The sequence below is a fragment of the Mucilaginibacter sp. HD30 genome (assembly GCF_054061755.1).
In genome coordinates, this window is record NZ_JBSSEO010000001.1 from 781,577 (window position 1) to 796,281 (window position 14,705).

Consider the following 14,705-nt stretch of genomic DNA (forward strand, 5'->3'; position numbering starts at 1 on the left):
TAAGAAATCGGCAGGAAATCTAATCAACCAATCGCTTACATTTGCTGCATGAAACTTATTGACCAGACCTGGTATCTTCTTAAAAAAGAAATATTACTGGAGTGGCGTTCCAAATACGCCTTTAATGGCGTTTTGTTATACATAGTTTCAACCGTTTTTATTTGTTATATTTCATTTCACCTTACTCCCGGCTTTTCTTCTAAGGACTACAAAGGCTATAAAATAGTGTGGAACGTTTTGTTCTGGATAATAATTCTTTTTGCCTCGGTTAATGCCATCGCTAAAAGTTTTATGCAGGAAAGTAAGGCCCGGCTGCTTTATTATTATTCAATAGCAAGTCCGCAGGCAATAATCTTATCAAAAACGCTATACAATGTGGCGTTAACGATGTTGCTTAGCACACTGGCTTTATTAGTTTACTTGTTGTTTTTTGAAAATACGCTCGGCGATCCGCTGTTTTATTTTATTGCAGTTTTATTGGGCGCCTTCAGCTTTTCAACTGTATTCACCATGATATCGGCAATAGCATCCAAAGCAGGCAATAACGGCACCCTTATGGCTATTTTAAGTTTTCCGGTTATTATTCCAATAATATTAATTCTTATACGTTTAAGCAAACGCGCTATGGATGGAATAGACCGTAGCTTTAGTTACAGTGATATGGGCGCTCTGGCTGCAATAAATGCAATTGTAATTACTACAGCCTTAATTTTGTTTCCGTATTTGTGGCGCGACTAACGAAAGAAATTTTAAAGAGCTGTTTTGTAATTGCTTATTTTAGAATTATTTTTCGTCGCTAATAATAACCAATGCTTGTCAGACGGATTTTATTTCTGTTATTTTTTGTGCCTGCAATTTTGCATGGGCAGGGCTTTACAATTAGCGGTAAGATAGTTAGTAAAGAAAGTGGCCGCGGCCTTGCCGGAGCAAGCGTTTTTTTAAGTAATTCATCATTCGGCACCACTTCATCTTCCGAAGGCGTGTTCACGCTAAATCGCCTTAAACCTGGCCAATATACCCTTGTAGTAACCGCTGTTGGCTTTGCTGAGTACAACAAAGTTATTATGGTAAATGGGGATATTGCAGATATGACCATTACCATGGAGCCGAGGGCGATAATGTTGCGGGAGGTAACTATATCGGGTTCCAGCCGTGCAGACTGGAACCGTAATTATGCCTTATTTAAAAGTGAATTTATAGGTACCGATGAGAACGCAAAAGAGTGTGTAGTAATAAATCCGAAAGTGTTGGATTTTACCTACCGAAAATCAAAGCAAACCCTTACAGCAAGCAGCGACGAGTTTTTAATTGTAGAAAATAAAGCCTTGGGCTATCGGGTTAAATTTTTGTTGAACGCCTTTAGTTCCGATAAAATAGAGGGCAGGCTCTCCTACCAGGGGAGTCGTCTTTTTGAAGAGTTACCCGGCAGCTCGGCTCAAAAAAAGAAATGGCAGATTAAACGAGATCGCGCTTATTATGGTTCATCAATGCATTTTTTTAGATCGCTTTACCAAAATAAGCTAAATCAGGAAGGTTTTGAAACGCGGAGGTTAAGCCGCGAACAAGACCCTATGCGCCCATCAGCAGCCATTATTCAGAAGAAAATGCAACAGTTTAACGGCACTATGATGCGCGACTCTTTTATGTATTGGTATAATCTTTACAACAGCCCAAAATACGTTCATCAAAAAATATCAACCATACCGTGGTTTAGCCTTGAATTACTTCGAGAAGGGCCACAGCCGGGGTTATATGCTATCACCTTCCCCGAATATTTATATGTTATCTATAAAAACCGGGAAGAGACCGAAGCTTTTAAAGATGTTTATCGCCCCCTTGATATGCCTAATTATGAAGTGAGCATATTAACGTTATTTAATAACCCGCCTTACGCCCTATTTGATAGTAACGGAATTGTGGTAGGTGAAAGTCCGTTATTTGAAGGCTCCTGGTCAAAACCGCGTTTGTCTGAACTGTTGCCGGTAGATTATACACCATCCGCGCCGCTAAATTGAGGTAAACAATTTACAAAGGCACAATACAAATAATTACTACATTTGTGCCCTATAAATCAATATGAAGTTTATTTATCAAACCTGGTGGAAGGTGCTTGCTGTTGTAATGATATTTTACACATTAATAGCAGGTTTTTTAGGAGGCGTGCCAAAAACGTTCATTTTGCACGAAACCATCAGAAATACATATTTCCACGTACCTATGTGGATAGCTATGTTCACGGTTTTTACCATTTCGGTAATTTATAGCATCAGGTACCTGGCTACCGGTAAAGAAGAATATGATCTTATAGCGGTAGAAAGTGCCAATACCGGGCTGTTCTTTTTTGTGTTGGGATTAATAACCGGCATGATGTGGGCCAAATATACCTGGGGCGAATATTGGAGTAATGACCCCAAACAGAATAGCGCTGCTATTGCCTTTTTACTTTATTGCGCTTACTCTGTACTGCGCACCTCAATTGATGAAGAGCAAAAACGTGCAAAGATATCTGCCATATACAACATTTTCGCTTTCCCGATAATGATAGTATTGATAATGGTGCTGCCACGGTTAACCGACTCATTGCACCCCGGTAATGGTGGCAACCCTGCTTTTGGTAAAATGGATATGGACAACAGGATGCGGGTTGTATTATATCCTGCCTTTATTGCATGGGCCTTATTTGCTGTATGGATAGCTACAATACGTTATCGCATCCGTTTAATTGAATATAAAAAGAACGAAATAAATTAATGAAAAAGTTACCTGTATTCCTTTTACTTTTATTGAGCTACGTAACTTGTTTTGCGCAGAATAACGAAGTGCCCGAAATGGCGGATGTTATGCAGAGCAATGGTAAAATCTATGTAGTTATAGCAACTATAGTTATTGTTTTTGCAGGTTTATCGATATATCTTTTCACTATAGACAGGCGATTAAGAAAGATCGAAAAAGAAAAATAATCCTCCTAAAATAATCTATGTTTGTTTAAACATAGTTTTCATACCATTGTTAATAACAGTATAAAAATAGTTCTGCTTAATAGTTTGCAATATTGATAAAAATTGTACCACATTTGCGTTCTATTTTAAGAAAAATATAATTATTAACACACTATGGCTACTCTAATTTCAGCCGCTGATAGCGATACTCACTTTTTTGCCGATGTCTGTAAAAACTTTGATTATGCAGCGCAATTCACACAACACAATGCTGGTTTATTAGACCAGATCAAATCATGTAACAGCGTTTACCGTTTTCGCTTTCCTATTCGCAGAGGAAACGGTTTTGAAGTTATAGACGCTTGGCGCGTTGAACACTCGCACCATCAATCGCCAACAAAGGGCGGTATCCGTTACAGCGAGATGGTTAACGAGGACGAAGTAATGGCGCTTGCCGCCCTTATGACCTATAAATGCGCTATTGTTAACGTGCCATTTGGCGGCGCAAAAGGCGGTATAAAAATAAACCCGAAAAACTACACCGTTCAGGAACTTGAAAACATCACCAGGCGATATACAGTTGAACTGATAAAGAAAAATTTTATAGGCCCGAGCATTGACGTTCCGGCTCCTGATTATGGATCGGGCGAGCGCGAAATGGGCTGGATAGCTGATACCTATGCTACCATGAACCCCGGCCAGCTAGATGCTATGGGCTGCGTAACAGGCAAGCCGATAGCGCTGCATGGAATTCACGGCCGCCGCGAGGCTACCGGAAGGGGAGTGGCTATTGCCACACGCGAATGCGTTAGCGTTGCCGAAGATATGGCTAAATTAGGCCTTACTCCGGGTATTGCAGGAAAAAAGATAATAGTGCAAGGCTTGGGTAACGTGGGTTACTATTCTGCAAAATTCCTCGCTGAATTCGGCGGCCTGATTGTAGGGATCTGCGAGTTTGAAGGTGCGGTTTATAACGAGGATGGTTTAGACGTTGAGGAGGTTTTCCAACACCGTAAATCAACAGGTTCTATACTTGGGTTTAGCGGTGCAAAAAAAGAATTCAACAATTCGGGCGAAGGGCTTGAACAGCAATGTGACATCCTGGTACCTGCAGCATTGGAAAATCAGATTACCGAGGCAAATGCGGCCAATATCAAGGCAAAGATCATAGTTGAGGGAGCCAACGGCCCCACTACTCCCGAAGCTGAAGCCATTTTTTATAAAAAAGGCGGCATTGTGGTGCCAGATCTGTATGCCAACGCCGGCGGTGTAACCGTATCATATTTCGAGTGGCTAAAAAACCTTTCGCACGTTGCGTTTGGCCGTATAAACAGGCGCTTTGAAGAGAACTCTAACCTTAACCTGGTAAATATGGTTGAGGGAATTACAGGTCTTTCGCTTACACCTTTGCAAAGGGCAACTATTGTTAAAGGAGCGTCTGAGCTTGAGTTGGTTAATTCGGGTTTAGAGGATACAATGATCCGCTCTTACCATGAGATTAGGGAGATCTACAAAGCCAATCCTAAGATAGACACTTTGCGTACAGCAGCATTAGTGGCTGTAATTAACAAAATAGCCATATCCTACCAAAATTTAGGTGTATGGCCATAATGAAATACGATAAATACGATAAGGACCTGCGGAAGTAGGTCCTTTTTTGTTACAAACAAGTTGCAACCTAATAACTTGTAAATTTCATTTCTAAAAGGTTAAATTTACCTTATCCAAAAAAATGAGCCGACTGTTTAAACTTCTGGTTACCATATTAATATTTGCCGGGAGCGGAGTTTACGCGCAGTGCCCCGAAAATATTGGTTTTGAAGACGGCTCCCTTAAAAACTGGCAAATTTATGCGGGCCAAGAAAGTAGGGCGGCCTCATCACCCGTAATTGAAGTTAGCCAACCATTGGGCTCTCGTGTAGTAATTATGAAGGCCAGCAGTGAGGCACTTGACCCCTACGGGCATTTTCCTACCACAAGTCCTAATGGTAGTGGTTATGCAGTGCGGTTAGGAGATGCGCAGACCGGCGGAATGATTGATAGGCTCACTTATACTTTTACCGTACCCGAGACGGGACAATATGGCTTGATTGTGAACTACGCAGCCGTATTACAAAATCCTAATCATACCGACGTCGAACAACCAAGATTTGCAATTAACGCCTATAATGTAACAGATGATAAGGAATTAGCGTGCCCCGCGTTTAGTTTCACTGCTACGAATAATTCCAGGTTTAAGCTTTCTGATGTAGAAACTACAACCACTGGGCAGGGAGGTAATACCAACGTTACATCAATATATTATCAGGACTGGACAACTACTACTATTAACCTTTTAGGTTATGCGGGTAAAACTATTCGCTTAACCTTTAACTCGAATGATTGTAAACAAGGTGGGCACTTTGGCTACGCATATTTTGATATAAATGAGCAATGTACCAGCCCTATTACAGGAAATACCTATTGCGAAGGGCAAAGTTTTTTAACGCTTAGAGGCCCCCGTGGATTTAATAGTTACAAGTGGTATGCTAAAAATGATATGAATACTGTATTAGACACAACGCAAGTATTGAAACTAAGTCCGGCACCTGCGCCGGGCACTGAATACAGCCTGGTGATTGATGCTATACAGGGATTAGGATGCCGCGATACTTTATATACAACTATCTTCAAATCGCCCGCATCATTTACTTTCAAAATAAAGCAGCCGGTATTTTACATTTGCGAGGGGGGGACGTTTAATTTAAAAGCGGCTTACATTACCGAGGGCAGTTCTACCGGGTTGCTTCCGTTTGAATATTACACAGATCCCGTCACAGAGGAGTATTTGCGCGATCCGGATAAAATAACAAAGCCAGGCATTTATTACATCAAGGCAACCAATGCTGAAGGATGTTCTAACACTTTACCCGTAGAATTGAAGTATTATGATCCGCCAAGTATAGTTATTACTGATCCGGCACCTGTGCCGTATCCCGGCACGATAGATCTTTCCTCAACTTATGTAAAGCAACCCGGCTATAACTATTCTTTTTATAAAGATGCAAAGGCAACCATCACGGTTGAAGATTATCAAAAGATAGGAACAACCGGCAGATATTACATTAAGGCTATAAGCGCAACCGGTTGCGAAAAAATTGTTTCGGTAATTATAAGCATAACACCGCCAGACCCTTATTCAATTTTGGCCCCAACTGTGTTTACACCTAATAATGATGGTATAAATGATATGTTTAATATAACTATTAAAGGTTATGTAGATTTTGGCACATTAAGTATCTTTAATCGATCAGGGCAGGTTTTATATAAAACCAATAAGCAAACATATACCTGGGATGGTTACATTGGCGGCCGCCCGCTGCCGGCGGGTACTTACTACTGGCTGTTTGAGGGGACGGACGGATATTACCACACCAAATTTAACAGAAGCGGCTATGTAAGCATCATTAAATAGTGGTGTTTATTAATAACAATTCTAAATAAAACATATCCCACGTAATAAAAATTATTAACTCAACGTTTTGTATTTTTGTGGTCGCTAATTAAATAGGGATAAACCTGTAATGAAAAAGAGTTCAATTTTTGGTTTAGTGATAATTGCAATAGCTATTGCGGTTATTATAAGCGTGTACAGCAGTGCCAGCACGTACGGTTTTTTTGAAGATGCAAAAAAAACCGAAAGTGAGTTGCAGGTAAAAGGTCAGCTAAACAAGCAGAAGGATTTGCATTATGACGCAACTAAAAATGCCAATTACTTTTCATTTTATATGAAAGACGGTAACGGCGAGGAGTGCAAAGTTATTTTTTCCGGCACAAAACCACAGGATTTTGAACGGTCTGAAGATATTGTATTAACAGGCAAAATGCAGGGCAAGGAGTTTCATGCATCAAAAATATTGATGAAATGCCCTTCTAAATACACAGATGGTAAAGTTGAGATCACAGAGGTCAAAGCTAAGCAAGCCAATATATAACCAATTTTAATGGATACAGCTTTTAAAGGCGAACACCTTTTACCGGGCCAGTTAGGCCAGTTTTTTATAGTTTTAGCATTCGGTTCTGCGCTATTTTCTGCAATTGCTTACTTCTACGCTACTAATGACAAAACCGGCGATAAATCATGGAATCGCCTTGGTCGTATTGGTTTCTACATAAATTCAATTTCGGTTGTTGGGATAGGCATATGCCTGTATTACATCATTTTAAATCATCTTTTTGAATATTATTACGCTCACGAGCATTCCTCAAGAGCGCTGCCTGTTCAATACATCGTCTCAAGTTTTTGGGATGGACAGGAGGGTAGCTTTTGGCTGTGGACCTTCTGGCAAGCTGTATTAGGTAATGTTTTAATCTGGAAGGCAAAATCATGGGAGGCGCCGGTCATTACGGTTGTTGCATTCTCTCAGGCAATGCTCGCTACTTTTTTAATGGGCGTTGAAATATTTGGCACTCGTATAGGTTCGTCACCTTTTATCTTACTCCGCGAAGCAGTTGATCTTAAGTCTGCACCAATATTCACCACTAATCCGGAGTTATACTTAAATTATCTAAGCTATATCAAAGACGGCAACGGCATGAACCCGCTGCTGCAAAACTATTGGATGGTGATACACCCGCCAACATTGTTTTTGGGCTTTGGATCAATGATAATACCATTTGCTTATGCCATTGCCGGCTTGTGGCAAAAACGTTATACCGAGTGGGTAAAGCCTGCTATTCCTTATGGCTTATTTGCCATGATGGTTTTAGGCACGGGTATTATAATGGGCGCATTTTGGGCGTATGAGTCGCTTACATTTGGCGGTTTCTGGGCATGGGACCCGGTAGAGAATGCCTCTATCATTCCATGGCTAATATTGGTTGGTGCGGTACACGTGCTTATCGTTTACAAAAACTCTGGCCACTCCTACATTACAGCCACCATCATGACGCTTTTGAGTTTTGTGCTGGTACTTTACGCGTCTTTCTTAACCCGTAGCGGTGTTTTGGGTGATACCTCAGTGCACTCATTTACAGACGCAGGTATGTTCTGGCATTTGGCTATTGATGTGATACTATTCCTGGTTGTAGCCATAGTTTTACTGGTAATACGCTGGAAAGAACTGCCTACCACCAAAAAAGACGAAGACACTTACTCGCGCGAGTTTTGGATGTTTGTGGGCTCGGTATTTTTATGCCTGTCGTGTTTCCACCTGGTTGTAGTTTCTTCTATCCCGGTATGGAACGCTGCTTTTGGCACCAAGCTGGCACCGCCTACTGATCCCATAAAACACTACAACATAATTCAGGCATCATTTGCAATAATAATTGCTTTGCTTACCGGCTTTACCCAGTTTTTAAAATATAAAAAGACGGATACCACGCGGTTTTTAATTACAACCGGGGTTTATTTAGGCATTGCTGCACTTTTAACAGGTGCGATAGCTTACTTAACCGGAGTATATAAACTCAATTTTGCGTTTGTGCTGGTTATGTTGGGTAGCATTTATTCTATTTTAGCTAACGGTAAAATATTATCCGAAGCTATAAAGGGTAAATTTAAACTGGCAGGATCTGCAGTGGCGCATATTGGTTTTGGTTTGATACTGGTTGGTGCGCTTATATCTGCGGGTACCAGTAAGGTGATATCAGAGAATACTGCCGGTGTGCAATATTCCGAGGATTTTATCAAAGGGAAAAACAATCCGCTTGAAAATGTTACCATGTATAAAAATACACCGGTGCAAATGGGTAAGTATCAGGTAACTTATGTAGGCGACTCGATAGCGCCACCTAACCATTATTTTAAAGTGCAATACAAAGCGTTTGACAAAGATGGCAAGGTTAGCGAAGACTTTATATTGAAACCCAATGCGCAGGCCAACCGCAAAATGGGATTGATCTCATCGCCTGATACGCGGCACTACCTGTTTAGCGATATCTACACCCATGTAAACATGGCCAACTCTATTACTTACGATGAAACAGCCGAAGCTGATGCGCACGAGGGAGAGGAGGATGACAGTAAGTACGAAGCGCCACTGGTATACGAGGTTGCTGTAGGAGATACCCTTCCATTTAGAGAAGGCTATGTATTGTTGCAAAGCATTACCAAGATCAATAAAGTAAAAAGCATTGAGCTTGGCGAGAAGGATGTAGCTGTTGAAGCTAAATTACAGGTGGTATCAAACGGTAAAACCTATGAGGCCACGCCAATTTACCTGATAAAAAATAACAATGCTTTTGATTTTGCCCACAAAGTGGATGACCTGGGTATTAAAATGCGCTTCTCTAAAATAATTCCTCAGAAGAATATGGTTGAAATTACGCTCTACCAACAGCCGCCAAGCGCGCGTAAGTATATCGTAATGCGCGCTATTCAGTTCCCTTTTATCAATTTACTGTGGGCCGGAACTATCGTAATGGTGATAGGCACACTAATGGCTATATTCAGAAGAAATAAGGAGCTAAAAACAGTATAAATTATACCTTAAGTGGTAATGAAAGATAATTCAAATCATCGTAAAGCCTTGTTAACGCAAGGCTTTACTGTTTTAAATGAGATTTATACTGCCGACGAATTAAAATGTTTAATTTCAATCATTGATGCTGTAGATCAATCCAAAGATACCTTCAGAAAAAGTGATGATCTGTTTGCCATAAGGCAGTTCTTAAAAGAAATTCCGGCGCTATTGCCTTTTATATTTAACGAAAAGCTAACTGACCTAATAACTGCACTTTTTGGCGCTGACTACTTTGTCTCAAAATCTATTTACTTTGATAAGCCACAAAAATCTAACTGGTTTGTAGCATGGCACCGCGACCTTACTATATCAGTTAATAAAAAAGTAGTACTGCCAGGTTTTATAAATTGGACAGTAAAGCAAAACCAATATGCTGTACAGCCACAGTTAGGTATCTTAAAAGAAAACTTTACTATCCGCATCCATCTTGACAATACCGATAAAGATAACGGCGCTTTAAAAGTCATTCCCGGCTCTCATTTGGTGACGGAATTGATCACAGATGGTGTAAGTAACAGTGGCGAAGTTTACTGTGATGTTAAAGCTGGCGGGGTTATGTTCATGCGTCCGTTGCTGATGCACGCGTCTAACCGGACGGTTAATGATAGCAAACGACGCGTTATCCATGTTGAGTTTAGCAAGGCTGCATTGCCGACGGAAATTGACTGGTCTGAGAGAATTGATATTAATTACAAACAATAACCCCTGAAATCTACAACGCCTTTAAGTAATCTAAAAAAAGGTGCAATGCTTCTTTCTTATCTTCGGTCAGATCGAAATCTATTTTATTCATTAAGTAATCCTGAATATCAAAGTCATCCCTTGCAGGTATTTCTGCAAATAAAGCTTCGCGATGCGCCAAGCCATATTTAAGCGCAGCATTAAACTCGTCAATAAAAGCTTGCGAAACAGGCTTATTAGCTATCCAGGCCGCAAAAACAAAGGGTAGACCGGTAAACTTTTGCCACTCTTCTGCAAGATCATAAGCAAACGCAAATTTGCCTTTTTTCCCAAAAGTGCGATCGCCTATTTGTACAAAGGCAGTTTGATTATCAGTTAAATTTGAATAATCAGGCGCATCTGCTATCAGCTTAGGATCTACTTTCCAGTAATTTTTAAGCAGTACCCTCGCCAGGTTGTTTGATGTGCGCGATTCTGGGTCCAGTTGAAGCCGTTTTACTTGCTGTATTTCGCAATTACTAAATATAAAAACAGAGTTTACAGCGCCTTTTGCCCCTATGCAGTAATCTGCAACAATATTCCAGTACGGCATATTAAGCGTAGCAGCAACCGGGATAAGGCCGATATCAACCGTGTTATCAATTACCTTTCGCGCACAATCGGCCGGTATATCAAGGCTAAGATCTATTTTATTTATAATATCGGTATGTTGAATGCCGTATATAAAAGGCTTTGAATTGGTATAGCTAACTGCTGATATTTTTATTTTTTCCACGTATGGCGCTTAGTGATCTTTTAAATGGTCGGCGTTATTAAAATCGGCAATTTTGTATTTCTCGCCATCAAAGATAATTTTGTACAACACAAGATTCTGGTGCGGGAAATCTTCTGCCTCGCTCGCAGGCTTGCCGGTTAACAGGCATAGAAACAAACGCATTGCCCTGCCGTGCATGCATATCAAAACGGTTTCTTCCTCCGGATGAGACATAATTACATCAAGCGCTTCGCGCTGCCTGGCCTGTACTTCGTTGGGGCTTTCTCCGCCTTCAAATTTGCTATCCAGGTTTCCGGCTACCCAATCTCTAACTATATGTAAAAATGCAGCCTTTGTTTCGGGTGTGCTGGGTTGCCCTTCGTGTACGCCCCAAGCCAGCTCATCAAGGCCTGTGAGTTTCTCATAAGGTATTCCAAGGTCAATAAACTGCTGTATGCTTTGCTGTGTACGTTTTAGCGCCGAGATGTAAATCTTATCAAAAGCGACATTTTTGTACGCCTGGTAGAATTGGTTAGCCTGTTTACGGCCCTCATCGTTCAGGTCGGTATCCTTACCGCGCCCCTGTACTATACCCAGCCTGTTTAGTTCTGTTTGCCCGTGGCGGACTATATAAATTGTTTTCGTCATTTAGCCCCGTCTAAATCTCCCGCGGTAGGGGAGACTTTTGTTTGTTTTTGCCCCGATCAAAAAGTCCTCCCTATCGGGGAGGATTTAGGTGTGGCTTTAATTAATCACCGGCAGCTTATAAAACTGCGGTTTTGCTTCTTCGGCAAACTGATGGTCTTTATAATCTGTAACCACATTATATAAAGTATCACGTTCTATGGGATGGCGGCCAACTTGTTTTATCAGCTCTACCAATTCCTTAGTGCTCATGCCCGGTGTTTGCTCTTCTGCGCCTGCCATTGAGTATATTTTGGTGGTATCATCTAGCGTACCATCAATGTCATCTACACCAAAATTGAGCGATAATTGCGCAGTGTTACGGCTTATCATGGCCCAGTACGCCTTTATATGGTCAAAGTTATCCAGATAGATACGTGCTATGGCATAATTACGCAGATCCTCAATAACACTTACCTCTGGCACGTGCGACATCTGGTTATCTTTATTGCGGAATTTAAGCGGAATAAATGTTTGGAAACCGCCGGTTCTGTCCTGTAGTTGGCGCAAACGCTCCATATGGTCAACCCGGTGATGGAATTCTTCAATATGCCCGTATAACATGGTAGCATTAGAGCGGCCGCCTAATTTGTGCCATTCCTGGTGTATATCCAACCATTGTTGTGATGTACACTTATCCTTGGCTATCTGATCGCGGATGCCTTCATCAAATATCTCTGCGCCGCCACCGGGGATAGAGCCTAAACCGGCGTCCATCATCATTTTCATGCCGGTGGCGTAATCTATTTTAGCTTTTTTAAAGATGTAGTGATACTCTACCGGGGTGAGTGCCTTTACATGTAGGTCGGGCCTGTGCGCTCTTATCCTGCTAAAAAGTTCCGCGTAAAACGGCACATCATATTGCGGTAATACACCGCCAACTATATGTACCTCTGTAACAGGTTCGCCATCGTATTTTTTAACGATGTCGAACATTTCATCCATTGTATATTCCCAACCTTCAGACCGTTGTTTGATCAGCCTTGAGTACGAACAGAATTTACAATCGTAAACACAAAGGTTAGTAGGCTCAATATGAAAATTACGATTAAAATAAGTTACGTCGCCATGGCGCTGCTCACGGATATAATTGGCCAGTGTGCCAAGATACGCCAGCTCTCCTTTTTGGTACAGTAAAACGCCTTCGTCAAAACTGATGCGCTCAGTATTCAGCACCTTCTCTGCAATTCGTTTCAGATCAGCAGAAAGGCCGGGATCTTGTAGTAATATTTGTAATCTGCCTTCAGCTCCCATTAAAAAAACTTTTGGCAAAAGTAACAAATGTTAATGTAATGGTAATGCAACTTTTGTGGATAAAGTACAGCTGTGAATTGAAATTTGCCGTCGGCTTTATAAAAGAAGAAAGTAATTCAGTACAGCTGTAACCAAACGTTTCAACCCAAAAGCGTTTCATGCCCCAGATGAAAAGGGCGGGTTTTATAAGCATCTGAAAATTAGTGGCCTAAACGATATTTACAGCTAATCTTCCTGACGAATAAGTAGTTTCACTTTGTTTCACTCGAAAAAATAAGCTGCTAATATTTAATTACTTACGAAGTAAACCGTTTCGCTTGTTTCCAACAATGTTATATTCACATGAAACGAAACACCCTTCAAATCTGCTAACATACCAAATCAAAAAACACATTGTAATGATTTAAGGTTAAGCCTATTTAATTAAGTTTGCCTTTATGAAGCAGGAAACCATAGCCATACATGCAGGCAACCATACCGACGAATTTACCGGTGCGGTTGTACAACCCATAACCCTGTCAACCACTTTTGAGCGGATGAAAGATGGCAGCTTTCGAGAGGGATACATCTACAGCAGAGCATCAAACCCCAACCGTGCATCGTTGGAAAATGTATTGGCAAAGTTAGAAAATGGTGTTGATGCAGCCGCGTTTTCATCCGGCAATGCAGCTGGTATGACTGTTTTTCAGTCGCTGGCACCCGGTACGCACATTATTGCGCCTGATGATATGTACCATGGCCTGCGTAATCAATTAAAACTATTATTTACCGGCATACTTGAGTTTGATTTTATTGATGTTAACAACAGCGAGGTATTAAACGCGCATATTAAGCCTAATACCGGTTTAATATGGATAGAAACGCCATCTAATCCGCTTTTAAAAATAACCGATATCAAAAAGGTAGTGGCCATTGCGCGCCAGCACAATATAAAAGTGGCCTGCGACAACACTTTTGTCTCGTCGATTTGCCAGCAGCCATTGCAATTAGGGGCTGACCTGGTGATGCACTCATCTACCAAATATTTTGGCGGCCATAGCGACCTGATGGGAGGGGCATTGATAACTGCTGAGGATAACGATTGGTGGAAAAGAATCCGCCAGATCCAGACGATGGGAGGTGCAATACCGTCGCCACAGGATTGTTATATGCTTGCCAGGAGCATAAAAACGCTTCCTTACCGCATCCGCGGGCATGTGAGTAATGCGCAGGCACTGGCAGAGTTTCTGCAGGAACAACCCGGTGTTGAACAGGTTTTATACCCTGGCTTGCCATCCCATCCCGGTCACCAGGTTGCAAAGGAACAAATGACAGGTTTTGGCGGCATGTTATCGTTTACTTTAAAGGATGGCCCGGAAGCCGCTGATCGCGTTATCAATAAACTGCAATTGTTTACCCGCGCCACAAGTTTGGGCGGTGTAGAAAGCCTTATTGAGCACCGTGCAACAATGGAGGGACCCGATACTAAAACTCCTTTCAATTTACTGCGGATATCAGTTGGGTTAGAACATATTGATGATTTGACTGCGGATATAAAGCAGGGGCTTTCGGTGGCTTAAAGCGGAAAGCTAAAAGCCTAAAGTAATAATGATAGTACACAGCGCTCCATAGAATTTTGCCTTTCTGCTTTAGCTTCTGGCCTACGGCTTAAATAAATTTGCTTTTACACAATCAAAACCTATATTTGCAGCACATTGCAATAGCGATGTAATTGATCAGTATTCCTTTCAGGCATATTTGATTTATAAAGAAGCGGCGAGAGATCAGGCTCAATGACCCGCTGGCAACCCTCTGCAAATGCAGAGAAGGTGCCAATTCCTGCCCCGGTAAATATCCCGGGAAATATAAATTAACAATATGGAAAATTTAACAAACACCCTTCAAGTAAAC

General features: G+C 41.4%; 13 protein-coding genes and 1 riboswitch. Of the genes, 10 read left to right on the plus strand and 3 right to left on the minus strand.

Features of this window, described 5'->3' with window-relative positions; all coding sequences use genetic code 11:
• Window positions 1–48: 48 nt before the first annotated feature.
• The 9 genes from ACVW2L_RS03705 (at window position 49) to ACVW2L_RS03745 (ending at window position 10,144) form a co-directional block, all read left to right on the plus strand.
• Window positions 49–738 (plus strand): heme exporter protein CcmB, encoded by a 690-nt coding sequence (locus ACVW2L_RS03705; RefSeq protein WP_457126608.1) that lies wholly within the window; start codon window positions 49–51, stop codon window positions 736–738.
• Between the two features lie 71 nt (window positions 739–809).
• Window positions 810–2,015, plus strand: coding sequence for a carboxypeptidase-like regulatory domain-containing protein (locus tag ACVW2L_RS03710; protein WP_457126609.1), 1,206 nt, complete (start codon window positions 810–812; stop codon window positions 2,013–2,015).
• Window positions 2,016–2,076: 61 nt separating this feature from the next.
• A complete protein-coding gene (gene ccsA, locus ACVW2L_RS03715; RefSeq protein ID WP_457126610.1) occupies window positions 2,077–2,751 on the plus strand; it encodes a cytochrome c biogenesis protein CcsA in 675 nt (224 codons plus the stop codon).
• Entirely contained in the window at window positions 2,751–2,960 is a 210-nt protein-coding gene (locus ACVW2L_RS03720) for a CcmD family protein (RefSeq protein WP_457126611.1), read from the plus strand. The genes ccsA (ACVW2L_RS03715) and ACVW2L_RS03720 overlap by 1 nt, the downstream gene beginning before the upstream one ends.
• Window positions 2,961–3,113: 153 nt before the next feature.
• Window positions 3,114–4,550, plus strand: a complete 1,437-nt coding sequence (locus tag ACVW2L_RS03725; RefSeq protein WP_457126612.1) for a Glu/Leu/Phe/Val family dehydrogenase — start codon at window positions 3,114–3,116, stop codon at window positions 4,548–4,550.
• A 121-nt stretch (window positions 4,551–4,671) separates the two neighbouring features.
• Window positions 4,672–6,393 (plus strand): gliding motility-associated C-terminal domain-containing protein, encoded by a 1,722-nt coding sequence (locus tag ACVW2L_RS03730; RefSeq protein ID WP_457126613.1) that lies wholly within the window; start codon window positions 4,672–4,674, stop codon window positions 6,391–6,393.
• Window positions 6,394–6,502: 109 nt separating this feature from the next.
• Window positions 6,503–6,913 carry a cytochrome c maturation protein CcmE domain-containing protein gene (locus tag ACVW2L_RS03735; RefSeq protein ID WP_457126614.1) on the plus strand — a complete coding sequence of 137 codons (411 nt, stop codon included), beginning with the start codon at window positions 6,503–6,505 and terminating at the stop codon, window positions 6,911–6,913.
• Between the two features lie 9 nt (window positions 6,914–6,922).
• A complete protein-coding gene (ccsA, locus tag ACVW2L_RS03740; RefSeq protein ID WP_457126615.1) occupies window positions 6,923–9,400 on the plus strand; it encodes a cytochrome c biogenesis protein CcsA in 2,478 nt (825 codons plus the stop codon).
• 18 nt (window positions 9,401–9,418) lie between these two features.
• Window positions 9,419–10,144 (plus strand): phytanoyl-CoA dioxygenase family protein, encoded by a 726-nt coding sequence (locus ACVW2L_RS03745; protein ID WP_457126616.1) that lies wholly within the window; start codon window positions 9,419–9,421, stop codon window positions 10,142–10,144.
• A 10-nt stretch (window positions 10,145–10,154) separates the two neighbouring features.
• Here the strand turns inward: ACVW2L_RS03745 and ACVW2L_RS03750 are convergent, their stop codons facing one another.
• From ACVW2L_RS03750 to mqnE, 3 genes are all read right to left on the minus strand, one after another.
• Window positions 10,155–10,898: a menaquinone biosynthetic enzyme MqnA/MqnD family protein gene (locus tag ACVW2L_RS03750; RefSeq protein WP_457126617.1), complete on the minus strand. Its 744-nt coding sequence runs from the start codon at window positions 10,896–10,898 to the stop codon at window positions 10,155–10,157.
• 9 nt (window positions 10,899–10,907) lie between these two features.
• On the minus strand, window positions 10,908–11,525 hold the full coding sequence (locus ACVW2L_RS03755; protein WP_457126618.1) for a histidine phosphatase family protein: 618 nt from the start codon (window positions 11,523–11,525) through the stop codon (window positions 10,908–10,910).
• Between the two features lie 96 nt (window positions 11,526–11,621).
• A complete protein-coding gene (gene mqnE / locus ACVW2L_RS03760) occupies window positions 11,622–12,815 on the minus strand; it encodes an aminofutalosine synthase MqnE (protein ID WP_457130177.1) in 1,194 nt (397 codons plus the stop codon).
• A gap of 437 nt (window positions 12,816–13,252) precedes the next feature.
• On the opposite strand from mqnE, the gene ACVW2L_RS03765 reads away from it, so the two are divergent.
• On the plus strand, window positions 13,253–14,374 hold the full coding sequence (locus ACVW2L_RS03765) for a trans-sulfuration enzyme family protein (RefSeq protein WP_457126619.1): 1,122 nt from the start codon (window positions 13,253–13,255) through the stop codon (window positions 14,372–14,374).
• Between the two features lie 180 nt (window positions 14,375–14,554).
• Window positions 14,555–14,666, plus strand: a riboswitch (SAM riboswitch).
• Window positions 14,667–14,705: the final 39 nt, after the last annotated feature.

Bases quoted from the DNA above. Each gene is read 5' to 3' on its own strand.
- ccsA (WP_457126610.1), top strand. From the start codon at position 2,077: ATGAAGTTTATTTATCAAACCTGGTGGAAGGTGCTTGCTGTTGTAATG.
- mqnE (WP_457130177.1), bottom strand. From the start codon at position 12,815: ATGGGAGCTGAAGGCAGATTACAAATATTACTACAAGATCCCGGCCTT.
- ACVW2L_RS03725 (WP_457126612.1), top strand. From the start codon at position 3,114: ATGGCTACTCTAATTTCAGCCGCTGATAGCGATACTCACTTTTTTGCC.
- ACVW2L_RS03765 (WP_457126619.1), top strand. From the start codon at position 13,253: ATGAAGCAGGAAACCATAGCCATACATGCAGGCAACCATACCGACGAA.
- ACVW2L_RS03745 (WP_457126616.1), top strand. From the start codon at position 9,419: ATGAAAGATAATTCAAATCATCGTAAAGCCTTGTTAACGCAAGGCTTT.
- ACVW2L_RS03710 (WP_457126609.1), top strand. From the start codon at position 810: ATGCTTGTCAGACGGATTTTATTTCTGTTATTTTTTGTGCCTGCAATT.
- ACVW2L_RS03735 (WP_457126614.1), top strand. From the start codon at position 6,503: ATGAAAAAGAGTTCAATTTTTGGTTTAGTGATAATTGCAATAGCTATT.
- ACVW2L_RS03705 (WP_457126608.1), top strand. From the start codon at position 49: ATGAAACTTATTGACCAGACCTGGTATCTTCTTAAAAAAGAAATATTA.
- ACVW2L_RS03720 (WP_457126611.1), top strand. From the start codon at position 2,751: ATGAAAAAGTTACCTGTATTCCTTTTACTTTTATTGAGCTACGTAACT.
- ccsA (WP_457126615.1), top strand. From the start codon at position 6,923: ATGGATACAGCTTTTAAAGGCGAACACCTTTTACCGGGCCAGTTAGGC.
- ACVW2L_RS03755 (WP_457126618.1), bottom strand. From the start codon at position 11,525: ATGACGAAAACAATTTATATAGTCCGCCACGGGCAAACAGAACTAAAC.
- ACVW2L_RS03730 (WP_457126613.1), top strand. From the start codon at position 4,672: ATGAGCCGACTGTTTAAACTTCTGGTTACCATATTAATATTTGCCGGG.